Source organism: Streptomyces cadmiisoli (genome assembly GCF_003261055.1).
Taxonomy (GTDB): Bacteria; Actinomycetota; Actinomycetes; order Streptomycetales; family Streptomycetaceae; genus Streptomyces; species Streptomyces cadmiisoli.
In genome coordinates, this window is the sequence record NZ_CP030073.1 from 6,190,845 (window position 1) to 6,205,105 (window position 14,261).

11 protein-coding genes are annotated in these 14,261 nt (G+C 73.0%); 6 read left to right on the forward strand and 5 right to left on the reverse strand.

Annotated features, from left to right (window positions below; genetic code table 11):
- Nucleotides 1–34 precede the first annotated feature (34 nt).
- The gene (locus DN051_RS27090; protein WP_053763894.1) at nucleotides 35–226 is read left to right on the forward strand and encodes a hypothetical protein; all 192 of its coding nucleotides are present in this window, start codon (nucleotides 35–37) and stop codon (nucleotides 224–226) included.
- Here DN051_RS27090 and DN051_RS27095 read toward each other — a convergent pair.
- Entirely contained in the window at nucleotides 216–1,016 is an 801-nt protein-coding gene (locus DN051_RS27095) for a site-2 protease family protein (RefSeq protein WP_112439667.1), read from the reverse strand. The two genes, DN051_RS27090 and DN051_RS27095, sit on opposite strands and share 11 nt — an antisense overlap.
- 160 nt (nucleotides 1,017–1,176) lie before the next feature.
- Here DN051_RS27095 and DN051_RS27100 point away from each other — a divergent pair, with 160 nt between their 5' ends.
- The gene (locus tag DN051_RS27100; RefSeq protein WP_112439668.1) at nucleotides 1,177–4,467 is read left to right on the forward strand and encodes an AfsR/SARP family transcriptional regulator; all 3,291 of its coding nucleotides are present in this window, start codon (nucleotides 1,177–1,179) and stop codon (nucleotides 4,465–4,467) included.
- Between the two features lie 12 nt (nucleotides 4,468–4,479).
- Here DN051_RS27100 and DN051_RS27105 read toward each other — a convergent pair whose 3' ends face one another.
- The 3 genes from DN051_RS27105 to panB all read right to left on the reverse strand — a co-directional run bounded on the left by DN051_RS27105 (nucleotide 4,480) and on the right by panB (nucleotide 7,358).
- Nucleotides 4,480–5,298: an ABC transporter permease gene (locus tag DN051_RS27105; RefSeq protein WP_112439669.1), complete on the reverse strand. Its 819-nt coding sequence runs from the start codon at nucleotides 5,296–5,298 to the stop codon at nucleotides 4,480–4,482.
- Nucleotides 5,295–6,314, reverse strand: coding sequence for an ATP-binding cassette domain-containing protein (locus DN051_RS27110; protein WP_053763898.1), 1,020 nt, complete (start codon nucleotides 6,312–6,314; stop codon nucleotides 5,295–5,297). The genes DN051_RS27105 and DN051_RS27110 overlap by 4 nt, the downstream gene beginning before the upstream one ends.
- 177 nt (nucleotides 6,315–6,491) lie before the next feature.
- A complete protein-coding gene (panB, locus tag DN051_RS27115) occupies nucleotides 6,492–7,358 on the reverse strand; it encodes a 3-methyl-2-oxobutanoate hydroxymethyltransferase (protein WP_053763899.1) in 867 nt (288 codons plus the stop codon).
- Between the two features lie 169 nt (nucleotides 7,359–7,527).
- On the opposite strand from panB, the gene DN051_RS27120 reads away from it, so the two are divergent.
- The 4 genes from DN051_RS27120 to DN051_RS27135 all read left to right on the forward strand — a co-directional run bounded on the left by DN051_RS27120 (nucleotide 7,528) and on the right by DN051_RS27135 (nucleotide 12,355).
- A complete protein-coding gene (locus DN051_RS27120) occupies nucleotides 7,528–9,156 on the forward strand; it encodes an MFS transporter (protein ID WP_112439670.1) in 1,629 nt (542 codons plus the stop codon).
- The gene (locus DN051_RS27125) at nucleotides 9,153–9,779 is read left to right on the forward strand and encodes a TetR/AcrR family transcriptional regulator (protein WP_079002131.1); all 627 of its coding nucleotides are present in this window, start codon (nucleotides 9,153–9,155) and stop codon (nucleotides 9,777–9,779) included. The genes DN051_RS27120 and DN051_RS27125 overlap by 4 nt, the downstream gene beginning before the upstream one ends.
- Before the next feature lie 183 nt (nucleotides 9,780–9,962).
- Nucleotides 9,963–11,015: an endonuclease/exonuclease/phosphatase family protein gene (locus DN051_RS27130; RefSeq protein WP_053763902.1), complete on the forward strand. Its 1,053-nt coding sequence runs from the start codon at nucleotides 9,963–9,965 to the stop codon at nucleotides 11,013–11,015.
- Between the two features lie 116 nt (nucleotides 11,016–11,131).
- Nucleotides 11,132–12,355, forward strand: coding sequence for an MFS transporter (locus DN051_RS27135; protein ID WP_112439671.1), 1,224 nt, complete (start codon nucleotides 11,132–11,134; stop codon nucleotides 12,353–12,355).
- A gap of 89 nt (nucleotides 12,356–12,444) precedes the next feature.
- Here DN051_RS27135 and DN051_RS27140 read toward each other — a convergent pair whose 3' ends face one another.
- Nucleotides 12,445–14,199 carry an NAD+ synthase gene (locus DN051_RS27140; RefSeq protein ID WP_053763904.1) on the reverse strand — a complete coding sequence of 585 codons (1,755 nt, stop codon included), beginning with the start codon at nucleotides 14,197–14,199 and terminating at the stop codon, nucleotides 12,445–12,447.
- Nucleotides 14,200–14,261: the final 62 nt, after the last annotated feature.

Here is a 14,261-nt window from a genome sequence, read left to right on the forward strand (position 1 = left end):
ACGCCAGCAGTGTCCCCCGACAGGAGCCCACGACATGCCCCGCCTCGCCCTCTACTCCCTGGCCGTCTGTCTCCTCGCCGTGGTCGCGGCCGTGGTCTCCTTCGCGCAGGGCAGCTGGCTCGGCGTGGTCTGGGTGCTGATCGCGGGCCTGTCGTCCAACATGACCTGGTACTACCTCAAGCGCGGCAGGACGACCGGCGGGGGCGGTACGTCGGTCACGGGCTGACCGAGCAGTACTCGTTCGTACCGAGCCAGAACCGGTACAGGCGGTGGCCGCAGTACGTGTCGAGGTCGCCGATCCCGAGGCTCCTGAGCACCGCGTCGACCAGGTCGAAGAAGGCGCCGTTCAGCGCCGGGATCCACAGCAGCGCGAACACCAGCAGCAGCCCGAACGGCGCGAGCGGCTCGACCTGGCGCCGGATCCGGTACGACAGCCAGGGCTCGACCACGCCGTAGCCGTCCAGCCCCGGCACCGGCAGGAAGTTCAGGATCGCGGCCGTGACCTGGAGCAGCGCGAGGAAGGCCAGCGCGTACCGGAAGTCGCGCGGCACGCCGTCCAGCGCGTCCAGCCAGAACGGGGCCGTGCACACCGCCGCGAACAGCACGTTCGTCAGCGGGCCCGCGGCCGAGATCAGGCTGTGCCGCCACCGGCCCCGGATCCGCCCCCGCTCGATGAACACGGCACCGCCCGGCAGACCGATCCCGCCCATGATCACGAACAGCACGGGCAGGACGATGCTGAGCAGCGCGTGCGTGTACTTCAGCGGGTTGAGCGTGAGATAGCCCTTCGCACCGACCGAGATGTCGCCGCTGTGCAGGGCGGTGCGGGCGTGCGCGTACTCGTGCAGGCACAGGGAGACGATCCACGCGGCGGTCACGAAGAGGAAGACGGCCACGCCGGGCTGCCGCGTGAATCCGGTCCAGGCCGCCCATCCGGTGACCACGGTGACGGCCAGGATCCCCAGGAAGACGGGGCTGATCCGCCGGTCACCGGGGCGGATGGTGGCGGTGGTCATGGATCGGGCTCCCAACGTGTCGGCCGGCGCGGGCTCGACCGTACCGGTCGTGTGCGGGAAACGTCCCGGGCCCGGTGCGGGTTCCTGACCGACCGGGCCCCGGCGGCCGGGTCCGTGCGCGAGTGAACCCGGAGGCGGTGCCACTGCGTCCCCGGAGAGAATGGACCCCGTGCGCTACCGCATCCTCGGCACCACCCAGGCGCTCCGCCCCGACGGCACGGCCGTCGCGGTCGGCGGTGCGCGGTTGCGTGCCCTCCTGACCGTGCTGGCCCTGCGGGCCGGGCGGACCGTGCCCGCGACGCTGCTCGTGGACGAGGTGTGGGACGGCGATCCGCCCGCCGACGCCGCGGGCGCCCTCCAGGCCCTCGTCGGGCGGCTGCGCCGGGCGCTCGGCGCGGGCGCGGTCGCCTCCGCCGGGGGCGGCTACCGGCTGTCCGCCGCCCCCGACGACGTCGACCTGCACCGCTTCGAGCGGCTCGCCGACGAGGGCCGGCGCGCCCTCGCCGACCACGACCCCGCCAAGGCCGCCGTCCTCCTCGACGACGCCCTCGCCCTGTGGCACGGCCCCGCCCTCGCCGACCTCCCCGGGCGCGGCGTCGAGGCGGCCCGCTGCGAGGCCCGCCGGCTGGACGCGTGGCGCGCCCGGCTCGCCGCCGCCCTCGCCCTCGGCCGGGCCGAGCAGGTGCTGCCCGAGCTGACCGCCCTGTGCGACGGCCACCCGCTGGACGAACCCCTCCAGGCCCTGCGTCTGCGCGCCCTGCGCGACGCGGGCCGCACCGCTCAGGCACTGGCCGCCTACGAGGACGTACGACGGCTGCTCGCGGACCGGCTCGGCTCGGACCCCGGGCCGGAGCTGCGGGCCCTGCACGCCGAGCTGCTGGGGCAGCCGGGGAGCCCGCCCGCCGGGCCCGCCGCGCCCGACCGGCCGGACGAGCCGCGCCCGCCCGGCAACCTGCGGGCCCGGCTGACCTCCTTCGTCGGCCGTGACGCCGACATCGCCGCCATCCGCGGCGACCTCGCAGCCGCCCGGCTGGTCACGCTGCTCGGGCCCGGCGGCGCCGGGAAGACCCGGTTGTCGCAGGAGGCCGCTGAGACCGTGCGGGACGCGGCCCGCGACGGCGTGTGGCTGGCCGAGCTCGCGCCGGTGGACGACCCGGCCGCCGTGCCCGAGGCGGTGCTCACCGCGATCGGCGCCCGCGAGACGGTGCTGCACGGCGCCGGCGCCGAGGAGTTCCGGGCCGCCGTCGCCGACCGCCACGACGACCCCGTGGAACGGCTCGTCGAGCACTGCGCCCGCCGCCGCATGCTGATCGTCCTCGACAACTGCGAACACGTCGTCGGGGCGGCGGCCCGGCTCGTCGAGGAACTGCTGGCCCGCTGCCCCGACCTGACGGTGCTGGCCACCAGTAGGGAACCCCTCGCCGTGCCGGGGGAGGTGCTGCGCCCCGTCGAGCCGCTGCCCGAGCCCTACGCGCTGCGGCTGCTCGCCGACCGCGGCGCCGCCGCCCGCCCCGGCTTCAGCGTCGGCGACGACCCCGAGGCGTGCGCGGAGATCTGCCGCCGGCTCGACGGCCTGCCGCTCGGCATCGAACTCGCCGCGGCCCGGCTGCGGATGCTCACCCCCCGCCAGATCGCCGACCGGCTCGACGACCGCTTCCGGCTGCTGACCTCCGGCAGCCGGACCGTCCTGCCCCGCCAGCAGACCCTGCGGGCCGTCGTCGACTGGTCCTGGGACCTGCTCGACGAGGACGAGCGGGACGTGCTGCGCCGGCTGTCGGTGTTCGCCGGCGGCTGCGACCTGGCCGCCGCGGAAGCCGTGTGCGGGGCGGCCGCCCTCGACCGGCTCGGCTCACTCGTCGACAAGTCGCTGGTCGTGGCCGCCCCCTCGGACGAGGGCGGCGAGATGCGCTACCGCCTGCTGGAGACGGTCGCCGAGTACGCGGGCGAGCGGCTCGACGAGGCCGGGCAGCGGGGCCCGGCCGAGCGCGCCCATCTGACGTACTTCCGCGAACTCGCCCGCACCACCGACCCGTTGCTGCGCGGCGCGGACCAACTGGCCGCCGTCGGAAGGCTCCAGCGGGAGTACGAGAACCTGCGCACCGCCCTGCGCCACGCCGTCGCCGAGCGCGACGAGCAGGAGGCGCTGTGCCTGGCGCTGTCGCTGGCCTGGTACTGGCAGATGCGGGACCTGCGCATCGAGGCCCGCACCTGGTGCAGCGAGGTGATGGCGCTGGGCCCCGACCCGTTCACCGAGCCGGTGCGCCGGGCCGCCCCGGTGTGGCAGCGGTGCACGGACGCACCGCCCCCGATGACCGGGGAGGTCCTCGCGGAGGCCCGGCGCGGTGTCCACCTCGCCCATCTCGCCTGCATGGACACCGAGATGGACGCCTGGCAGAACCCCCGGGCGCAGCAGAAGCTGCGCATCATCACCGAGGTCTACGAGCCCGGCCTGCCGCAGACCTGCCGGGCCCCCGGGATGCTGTGGTTCTTCGCCGTGATGCTGACCGGCGGCATCGACCGGCTGCCCGCGATCCTCGACGCCAACGTCGACACCTGCCGCCGCACCCCGGGATACGACTGGGAGCTCGCCGCCAGCCTCCAGATGCGCGCCAACCTCCTCGCCAACCGGCCCGACTGGACGGGCGACGCCGTCGGGGACGCCGACGAGGCACTGCGCCTGTACCGGAGGCTCGGCGACGACTGGGGCACCGCCGAGGCGCTCTCCGCGCGCGGCGAGGGCCATGAGCGCGACGGCGAGTACCTGCGGGCCGCCGCCGACTACGAGGACGCCATGGAGCACGCCGGCCGGCTCGGTGCCCGCGCCCAGCTCGCGGTGCTCGGCGCCCGGCTGGGCAACGCGCTGCTGGAGGCGGGCCGCGGCGAGCAGGGCGAGCGCGAGCTGCGCAAGGTGCTCGACGGCAGCGACGGCGTGGGCAACGAGGGGATGCCGGCCGCGCGGCTGTTCCTCGCCGGGTGGCTGAGCCTCACCGACCGGGTCGCCGAGGCCCGTGAGCAGCTCCGGCTGCTCCGCGAGGAGTTCCACATCGCCCACTTCGTCGTCTTCGACGCCTTCATCCTGGGGCAGGAGGCCTGGCTGGACGTCGCCGACGGGCGGTACGGCGAGGCCCGGGGCAAGCTCCGGCGCGCACTGGAGCACGCCGAGGACCCGATGTCCCGGGCGATGGCGCCGGCCCTGCCGTCGGCGTATCTGACCCTGGCCGCGCTGGTCCTGGCGCGGGTCGACGACGGCCGTGAGGCCGCCGACGCGGCCCGCTGTCTGGGCGCGGCCGAGGCGTTGCGGCCTCCCGGGCACCTCGCCACCGCCCAGGAGCGCGAGATCCGGGCCCGCGCCACCGAGGCGGTGAACGGGCTGCTCGGCCCGCGTGAGCTGGCGGCGGCCCGCGCCGAGGGCGGCGGCCTCAGCGCGAAGGAGGCCGCCGCGCTGCTGTGACCGGCGCCCGCGTCAGCTCTTGGTGCGGAACTTGTGGATCGCGATCGGTGCCATCACCGCCGTGAGCGCCACCGACCAGCCGAGCGTCACCCACAGGTCGTGCGCGACGGGACCGCCCACCATCAGCCCGCGCGCCGCGTCCGCGAGGGAGGACAGCGGGTTGTAGTCGGTGAAGTTCTGCAGCCAGCCCGGCATCGACTGGGTCGGCGCGAAGATCGACGAGCCGAACTGGAGCGGCATCAGCACCAGGAAGCCCATCGCCTGCACGGACTGCGCGTTCTTCATCACCACACCCAGCGTGATGAACACCCACATCAGGGCGGAGCCGAACACCGCGGACAAGCCCACCGAGGCCAGCAGTCCGCCCCAGTCGGTGATGTCGAACCCGACGAGCACGCCCACCACCATCAGCACGGCGGTCGCGAACAGCATCCGCAGCAGTTCCACCGCGATCTTGGCGAAGAGCACCGAGCCGCGGCCGATGGGCAGCGACCGGAAGCGGTCCATGACCCCGGTGTTGAAGTCCTGGTTGAAACCGGTGCCGACCCCCATGGCCATGTTCATGCCCATCATGGCCATCAGGCCGGGCACGACGTACTGCACGTACGCCTCCTGCCCGCCGCCCAGGGCCTGGCCGATCGAGCCTCCGAAGACGTACACGAACAGCAGCGTGAAGATGATCGGGAACAGGATGGCGTCGAACATCGACTCCGGGTCCTGCCGGATCCACAGCAGGTTGCGGCGGACCAGCGCGGAGGTGTGGCGCACATGGGCGCGCAGCGGGATCCGGGCGTCGGCCACGGGTTCGGCGGTGATCGTGGCGGTGGTCATACGGCGACCTCCTCGCGGGTGTCGGCGGGCCGGGCGTCCTGCGGGGCACCGGCGCGGTGGCCGGTCAGGGACAGGAACACCTCGTCCAGGCTGGGCAGTTCGGTGGTGATCGAGGCGAGCGTGATGCCGCGGGCGGTGACGGCGCCGACGACGGCGGTCAGCTGCTCGTCGCTGAGGACCGGCACCAGCACCGTGCCGGTCTGGGCGTCCACGGTCGTCGTGGCGAGCCCGGTGATGCCCAGCTCGTCGAGCGCCCCCGCGAGCGGTCGCAGATGCGCCGGATCGGCCGGCCGGATCCGCAGGGCCCGCCCGCCGACCTTGGCCTTCAGTTCCTCGATCCCGCCGGTGGCGATGACCTGGCCGCGGTCGACGACGGTCAGCTCGGAGGCCAGCTGCTCGGCCTCCTCCATGTACTGCGTGGTCAGCAGCACGGTGACCCCGTCCCCGACCATGCGCTTGACCTCGTCCCACACCTCGTTGCGGGTGCGCGGGTCGAGACCGGTGGTGGGCTCGTCGAGGTAGAGAACGGCCGGGTGCCCGATCATCGACGCGGCCAGGTCGAGCCGCCGCCGCATACCGCCGGAGTACGTCCCCGCCGGCCGCTTGGCCGCCTCGGTGAGGGAGAACCGCTCGAGCAGCTCGTCGGCGCGGGCCCGCGCGTCCTTGCGCGACAGGTCGAGCAGCCGCCCGATCAGGTAGAGGTTCTCCCAGCCCGGGAGCTTCTCGTCGACGGAGGCGTACTGGCCGGTGAGCCCGATCACCCGGCGCAGCTGCCGCGGCTGCCGCACGACGTCGTAGCCGGCCACCGTCGCCTGTCCCGCGTCCGGGGCCAGCAGGGTGGACAGGATGCGGACGAGGGTCGTCTTGCCGGCCCCGTTCGGTCCGAGCACCCCCATCACGGTGCCCTCGCGCACGTCCAGATCGACGCCGTCCAGCGCCTTGGTCTCGCCGTAGTGCTTGACCAGCCCCCGGACGGTGACCGCCGCCCCGCCGGAGTTCTTGTCGATTCGTGTCATGGGGACGACGGTCCCAGCCCCCACCGACAAACGGCCGACATCCCGCCGACACCGCGCCGGCCGTCGCCCGACGGCTGCCCTCTTCCCCGGTCGCCGGGGCGGGGGAGGCGCGTGCGGAAAAGCGGACGGCCCGCCGACGGGGGAAGATCGGCGGGCCGTCCCTGGTGCGGAGTTGGCTCAGTGGACGGAGTGCTCCTCCTGCGGGAACGTCCCGCCGACGACGTCCTCCGCGAACGCCTTCGCCGCGTCACCCATGACCTCGCGCAGGTTCGCGTACTGCTTGACGAACTTCGGCATCCGCCCGCCGGTCAGGCCCAGCATGTCGGTCCACACCAGGACCTGGGCGTCCGTCTCGGGACCGGCGCCGATCCCGACCGTGGGGATGTGCAGCGTCCGGGTCACCTCGGCCGCCAGCTCGGCCGGCACCAGCTCCAGGACCACCGCGAACGCTCCGGCGTCCTGGACGGCCTTGGCGTCCCGCAGCAGCTGCGCGGCGGCCTCCTCGCCGCGCCCCTGGACGCGGTAGCCCATCGCGTTGACGGACTGCGGGGTCAGGCCGATGTGGGCCATCACGGGGATGCCGGACTCCACCAGCAGCTCGATCTGCCGGTGCGAGCGCTCGCCGCCCTCCAGCTTCACGGCGCCGACGCCCGCCTCCTTCACCAGCCGGGTCGCCGAGCGCAGCGCCTGCACCGGACCCTCCTGGTAGGAGCCGAACGGCAGGTCGCCGACGATCAGGGCCCGGCTCGTGCCCCGTACGACCGCGGCGGACAGCATGGTCATCTCGTCGAGGGTCACGGGCACGGTGGTCTCGTACCCGAGGTGGCAGTTGCCCGCGGAGTCGCCGACGAGCATGACCGGGATGCCGGCCTCGTCGAAGACGGACGCGGTCATCGCGTCGTACGCGGTGAGCATGGGCCACTTCTCGCCGCGCTCCTTGGCGGCGGCGATGTCTCGGACCGTGATGCGGCGCGTGCCCTTGCCCCCGTACAGCGCCTTGCTGCCGTCGGAGGGATTCGTGCGGGCAGCCGAAAGCTGCGTCATGGCAACGGCTCCTTACGTCATCTCGAGGCACCCTGACGGCGTCCCCGGACCAACCCCATGGTGGCACCTCGTGCCGGTGTCGGCTAGGGGGACCCCGGTCACGTAAGAGGCCGGTAAAAATTTACGATACGGCACCGTCTCGTATCGTATCGAGCCTAGGCTCGACGGCATGACCGCTCCCGCCGCCTCCGGGCCCCGTGTGACGGACGCCGTGCACCGGCGACGCTGGGTGATCCTCGGCGTCCTCATGCTGAGCCTGCTGATCGTCGTGCTCGACAACTCGATCCTGAACGTCGCCGTCAAGACGATCTCCACACCCGCCCCGACCGGCCTGGGCGCCACCCAGAGCGAGCTGGAGTGGGCGATCAACGCCTACACCCTGGTCTTCGCCGGACTGCTGTTCAGCGCGGGACTCCTCGGGGACCGGCTGGGCCGGAAGAAGGTGCTGCTCGGCGGGCTCGTGATGTTCGGCGCCGGCTCCGCCCTGGCCGCGTTCTCCGGGTCGCCGGGCGAACTCATCGTCTTCCGCGCGGTGATGGGCCTCGGCGCCGCCTTCGTGATGCCGGCCACGCTGGCCGTCCTCATGAACGTCTTCGAGCGCGACGAGCAGCCCAAGGCCATCGGCATCTGGGCCGGCGGAGTCGGTCTGGCCATCGCGATCGGCCCGATCACCGGCGGTGTGCTCCTCGACCACTTCTGGTGGGGCTCGGTGTTCCTGGTCAACGTGCCGATCGTGCTGCTCGCGGTCGGGCTGATGCTGTGGCTGGTACCGGACTCCCGCGATCCGCACCCCGGCCGCGTCGACCCCGTCGGCGTGGTGCTGTCCGTCGTCGGCCTCGTCCTGCTCGTCTACGGCATCATCCGCGGCGGCCAGCTCGCCGACTTCACGGACCCCGTCGTGCTCGCGGCGGCCGGCGCCGGACTCGCCGTCCTCGTCGCCTTCGTCCTGTTCGAGAAGCGCAGCGACCATCCGTCCATCGACGTCGGCTACTTCAGGAACAAGGTGTTCTCGGCCGCGATCTCCGTCATCGCGCTGGTCTTCTTCGCGCTGATGGGCGTGACCTTCTTCGCCGTCTTCTACACGCAGAGCGTGCGCGGCTATTCACCGTTCGAGACCGGGCTGCTGATGCTGCCGCTGGCCGCCGCGCAGATGATCTTCGCGCCGCGCGCCCGGCTGGTCGTCGACCGCTTCGGACACAAGGCCACCACCACCGGCGGCATGCTGGTCATCGCCGCGACACTCGCCGCCTTCGCCACGCTGGAGGCCGACACGCCGATCTGGATCCTGGAGGTCGTCTTCTTCCTCATGGGCACCGGCATGGCGCACATCATGACGCCGACCAGTGTGGTCATCATGCAGACCCTGCCCAGGGAGAAGGCCGGCTCCGCCTCCGCCCTCAGCAACACCTTCCGGCAGGTCGGCGGGGCCCTCGGCATCGCCGTCCTCGGCTCGGTCCTGTCGACCGCCTACCGCACCTCCGTCCAGGACGACTTGACCGTGCTGCCCGCCGCGGCGCGCCACTCCGCGGGCGAGTCCATAGAGGCCACCCTCGCCGCCGCCGCGCGGCTCGGCCCCGAGGGCAGGGCGCTGGTCACGCCCGCCAACGACGCGTTCCTGCACGCCATGCATGTCACGGCGCTGTCCGGGGCCGGCGTGGCCCTGGTCGGGGCGGTGGTGGTGGCGCTGTACCTGCCGGGGCGGACCGCGGCGCCGGCCGGTGAGGGCCGTGCCGCCGCGGCCCGGCCGTCGTTCTCCGGGGAGAATCTCTCGGGACAGCGAAGGAAGGAAGCACCGTGAGCCTCGCCGAAAGCCCCCGGCCGGCCGGCCCCGCGCGGGGCCGCCCCAGGAGCGAAGCCGTGGAACGGGCCATCGTCGAGGGCACGATGAAGCTCCTGGAGGACGGCGTCCCGCTCGCGGAACTCTCCATCGAGCGCATCGCCCGTACCGCCGGCGTCGGCAAGGCCGCCATCTACCGGCGCTGGCGCGGCAAGGAGGAACTCTTCGTCGACGTGGTCCGCACCGCGGAGCCCCCCGACCCCGAACTCCCCGGCACCAGCGTGCGCGACGACCTCGTCGTGCTCCTGGAGATCCTGCGCCGACGCGGACTGGCCAGCCGCTCCTCGGCGATCCTGCACAGCGTCCACGCCCAGATGAAGAGCAGCCCCCGTGTCTGGGCCGCCTATCACAGCGCCGTCATAGCGCCCCGCCACCGACTCGGACTGGAGATCCTGCGCCGCGGCCAGGCGAACGGTGAACTGCGCACCGACATCGACGTCGAGGTGATGCACGACATCATCGTCGGCCCCATGCTGGTCCGTTCACTGCTGCGCGCCGACGCCGATCTGCCCGAGGGCCTCTCGGAGCGGATCGTCGACACGGTGCTCGACGGCCTACGCCCCGTCAGTTCGCCGGGCGCGTAGCCCGAATGTGCGCGTTTCGTCACAGAGCACGACGCGAAGGCCCGAAACGGAACCCCCCGCGCCGAACTGTTCGTCCCAAGTGCCCGTACGGCCGTCGCGGGACGGCAGGATCGGAGCCGATCATCCCCTAGGGTCGTAGCAGTGGGGGACGACGGTGTGCACGGCAGGTAGCGAGGCGACGGTATGGCGCAGCAGGCATACGTGACGGAGACGGACAACGGCGGCTCGGAGCCCGAGCGCCCGGGATCTCGGCTTCGGCGCGTGGCCGGCCGGGTGGCCGCGGGCTGGCGCGGCGACCGGCGTATCTGGCGGCGCGGTCTGATCGTGGCCGCCGTCGCGCTGCTGCTGGCGCTGGTCATGGTGGGCCACGCGTACATCCCGAACAGCGTGGGCAACCTCGGCAGCCTGACCGAGACGTTCCTGCCGTGGATAGGCGTGTTCGTGCCGCTGCTGTTCCTGCTGGCCCTGGTGCGCCGGTCCGCCGTCGCGCTCATCGCCGTGCTGATCCCGGCGGTCGTGTGGTTCAACATCTTCGGCGGGCTGCTCAGCGACAAGGCGGGCGCGGCCGGCGGCCACGTCACCGTCGTCACGCACAACGTCAACGCCGACAACCCCGACGCCCCCGGCACCGCCCGGGACGTGGCCGCCTCCGGCGCCGACGTGGTGGCGCTGGAGGAGCTGACGGCCTCGGCCGTGCCGGTCTACGAGTCGGCGCTGGCGGCGGCGTACAAGTACCACTCGGTGCAGGGCACCGTCGGCCTGTGGAGCAAGTACCCGCTCCGCGACGTACGGCCGGTCGACATCAAGCTGGGCTGGATCCGGGCCATGCGCGCCACCGTGCGCACGCCCGAGGGGCCGCTCGCCGTCTACGTCGCCCACCTCCCCTCGGTCCGGGTCAAGCTGGAGGCGGGGTTCACCGCCCGCGAGCGCGACACCAGCGCCGACGCGCTCGGCGAGGCCATCGGCGACGAGCAGCTGCCCAGGACGGTCCTGCTCGGCGACCTGAACGGCACCATGAACGACCGCGCGCTCAAGGCCGTGACCGCCCAGATGCGCTCCACGCAGGGCGCGGCGGGCAGCGGGTTCGGCTTCAGCTGGCCGGCCTCGTTCCCGATGGCGCGGATCGACCAGATCTTGGTCAAGGGTGTGGAACCGGTCAGCTCCTGGACGCTGCCGGAGACGACCAGCGATCATCTGCCGGTGGCGGCGCGGGTGAAGATGGACCCGTCGTCCTGAGGGGTGGCGGCAGGGCCGTCGCAACCCGGGCTTAACCTGTCGGAATACTGAGCCTGGCAGACTTTGTTCCGAGGATGAACATAAAGTCCGCGGAACTTCGCTCTGAAAGGCCTTTCATGCCCTTGGCCCTGCTCGCCCTCGCCGTGGCCGCCTTCGGCATAGGTACCACCGAGTTCGTGATGATGGGGCTGCTGTCCGAGGTCGCGGACGACCTGCACGTCTCGATCCCCGCCGCCGGCCATCTGGTCTCCGCGTACGCGCTCGGCGTCGTCATCGGCGCCCCGCTGCTGGCCGCGGTCACCGCGCGCATGCCCCGCCGAACCGTCCTGATCGGACTGATGGTCCTGTTCGTGGTGGGCAACGCGCTGTCCGCGCTCGCCCCCGACCACCAGTGGCTGCTGGCCGCCCGCTTCCTGAGCGGACTGCCGCACGGCGCCTTCTTCGGCGTCGGCGCCGTCGTCGCCGCCACCATGGTGGCGCCGGAGCGCAAGGCACGCTCGGTGTCCCTGATGTTCCTCGGCCTCACGGTCGCCAACATCGTGGGCGTCCCGGCCGCCACCCTCACCGGCCAGCACTTCGGCTGGCGGGTGACCTTCCTCGGGGTCAGCGTGATCGGCGTGGCCGCCGTCGCCGCACTGGCCCTGCTGGTCCCGCACGACCACGGTCACGCCGCCGCCACCGGCCTGCGCGGGGAACTGGCCGCCCTGCGCTCGCTGCCCGTGTGGCTCGCCCTCGGCACCACCGTCGCCGGCTTCGGCGCGCTGTTCGCCGCGTACAGCTACATCACGCCGATGCTCACCGACTCCGCCGGGTACGCCGACACCAGCGTGACGCTGCTGCTGGCGCTGTTCGGCGTCGGCGCGACCGCCGGCAACCTGCTGGGCGGCCGCCTCGCCGACCGCTCCATGCGGGGCACCCTCTTCGGCGGCATGGCCTCGCTGGTGCTCGTCCTCGGGCTGTACCCGGTGCTCATGTCGGCCCAGTGGAGCGCCGCGCTCGCCGTGGTCCTGCTCGGCACGGCGGCCTTCGTCACCGGCTCGCCGCTGCTGCTGATGGTCCTGGAACGGGCCTCCGCCGCCCCGTCGCTGGCCTCCTCCGCCAACCAGGCCGCGTTCAACCTGGCCAACGCGGGCGGCGCCTGGGTCGGCGGGCTCGCCCTGGCCGCCGGCTTCGGCACCACGTCGCCGGCGACGGCCGGCGCGGGCCTCGCGCTCCTCGGCCTGGCGATGGCCGGCACCGCCTACGCGGTGGACCGGCGCCGCGCCGCCGCCCCGCGGACCGGGCGTGAGCGTCTGGTGGCCGGGCATGTGCCGCAGGCCTCCGAGACCGTGTCCGGCTGACGGCTCACCACTGACGGCCGCCGGGCAGGCAGCGCGCACCGCGCGAACGAAAGGGGCGCCAGGTGATCACCTGGCGCCCCTCACCGCTGTCAGGCCGTCTCCCGCCATCCGTTGGTGATCGGCAGCCGGCGGTCCTTGCCGAACCCCTTGGGGGAGATCTTCGTGCCCGGCGGGTACTGCCGGCGCTTGTACTCGGCGGTGTCCACCATGCGCAGGGTGCGGGTGACCAGCTCCCGGTCGAACCCGGCGGCGACGATCACGTCGGCGCCCTCGTCCCGGTCGACGTACCGTTCGAGGATCGCGTCCAGCACCGGGTAGTCCGGCAGGGAGTCGGTGTCCACCTGCCCCGGGCGCAGCTCGGCGCTCGGGGGCTTGGTCAGGGAGTTCTCCGGGATCGGCGGGGTCTCGCCCCGCTCCGCCGCCGCCCGGTTGCGCCACTCGGCGAGCCGGAACACCGACGTTTTGTACAGGTCCTTGATCGGCCCGTAGGCGCCCACCGAGTCGCCGTACAGCGTCGAGTAGCCGACCGCCAGCTCCGACTTGTTGCCCGGGGCCAGCACGATGTGGCCCTCCTGGTTGGAGACGGCCATCAGCATCGTGCCGCGCAGCCGGGACTGGAGGTTCTCCTCCGCCAGCCCGGTCAGACCCAGCGACCCCATGTACGCGTCGAACATCGGCTCGATCGGGACGGTGCGGAAGTTCAGCCCGGTCCGCCGGGCCAGCTCCGCCGCGTCGTCCTTGGAGTGGTCGGAGGAGTACTTCGACGGCATGGACACGCCGTACACGTTCCGCGCGCCGACGGCGTCGCAGGCGATCGCCGCGACCAGCGCCGAGTCGATCCCGCCGGACAGGCCGATCAGCACCGACTCGAAGCCGTTCTTCGCGACGTACGCCCGCAGACCCACCACCAGCGCCGAGTACACCTCCTCGGCGTCCTCCAGGCGCTCGGCGTATCCGCCGGTCCGCTCCGCCGGGTACGCCGGCAGGGGCTCCTCGGACAGCACCAGGCGGTCGATCCGCAGCCCGTCGTCCACCACGCCCGTCGGGGCGTCGGCGACGGCCGCGGGCAGGTCCAGGTCGAGCACCACGCAGCTCTCGGAGAACTGCGGCGCCCGCGCAACGACCTCCCCGTCCCGGTCGACGACGATCGAGTCGCCGTCGAAGACCAGCTCGTCCTGCCCGCCCATCATGGCGAGGTAGGCGGTGGTGCAGCCGGCCTCCTGGGCGCGCTTGCGCACCAGCTCCAGGCGGGTGTCGTCCTTGTCGCGCTCGTACGGCGAGGCGTTGACGGACAGCAGCAGCCCGGCCCGCGCCGACCGCGCCGCCGGCACCCGGCCGCCGTCCTGCCACAGGTCCTCGCAGATGGCCAGCGCCACGTCGACGCCGTGCACCCGCACGACCGGCATGGTGTCGCCGGGGACGAAATAGCGGAACTCGTCGAAGACGCCGTAGTTCGGCAGGTGGTGCTTGGCGAAGGTGAGCGCCACCTCGCCGTCGTACAGCACCGCCGCCGCGTTTTGCGGGGCGCCGGCCGGCTGGCCGTACCTGGGCTGGGCGGTCTCGCTGCGGTCGAGGTAGCCGACGATCACCGGGAGCCGGCCGAAGCCCTCCTCGGCGAGCCGCGCGGCCAGCGAGCGCAGGGCCGTCCGGGACGCCTCGACGAAGGAGGAGCGCAGGGCCAGGTCCTCGACGGGATACCCGGTCAGCACCATCTCCGGGAACGCCACGAGATGCGCTCCCTGCTCGGCGGAGTGCCGGGTCCGGCGGAGGATCGACTCGGCGTTCCCGGCGAGGTCGCCGACACGCGAGTCGATCTGGTTCAGGGCGAGGCGTAGTTGAGGCACGGAACCAGTGTAATCGTCAGAGCGACGCGATGGGGTCCCGAGGGGTGTGGGGCACCCCACGC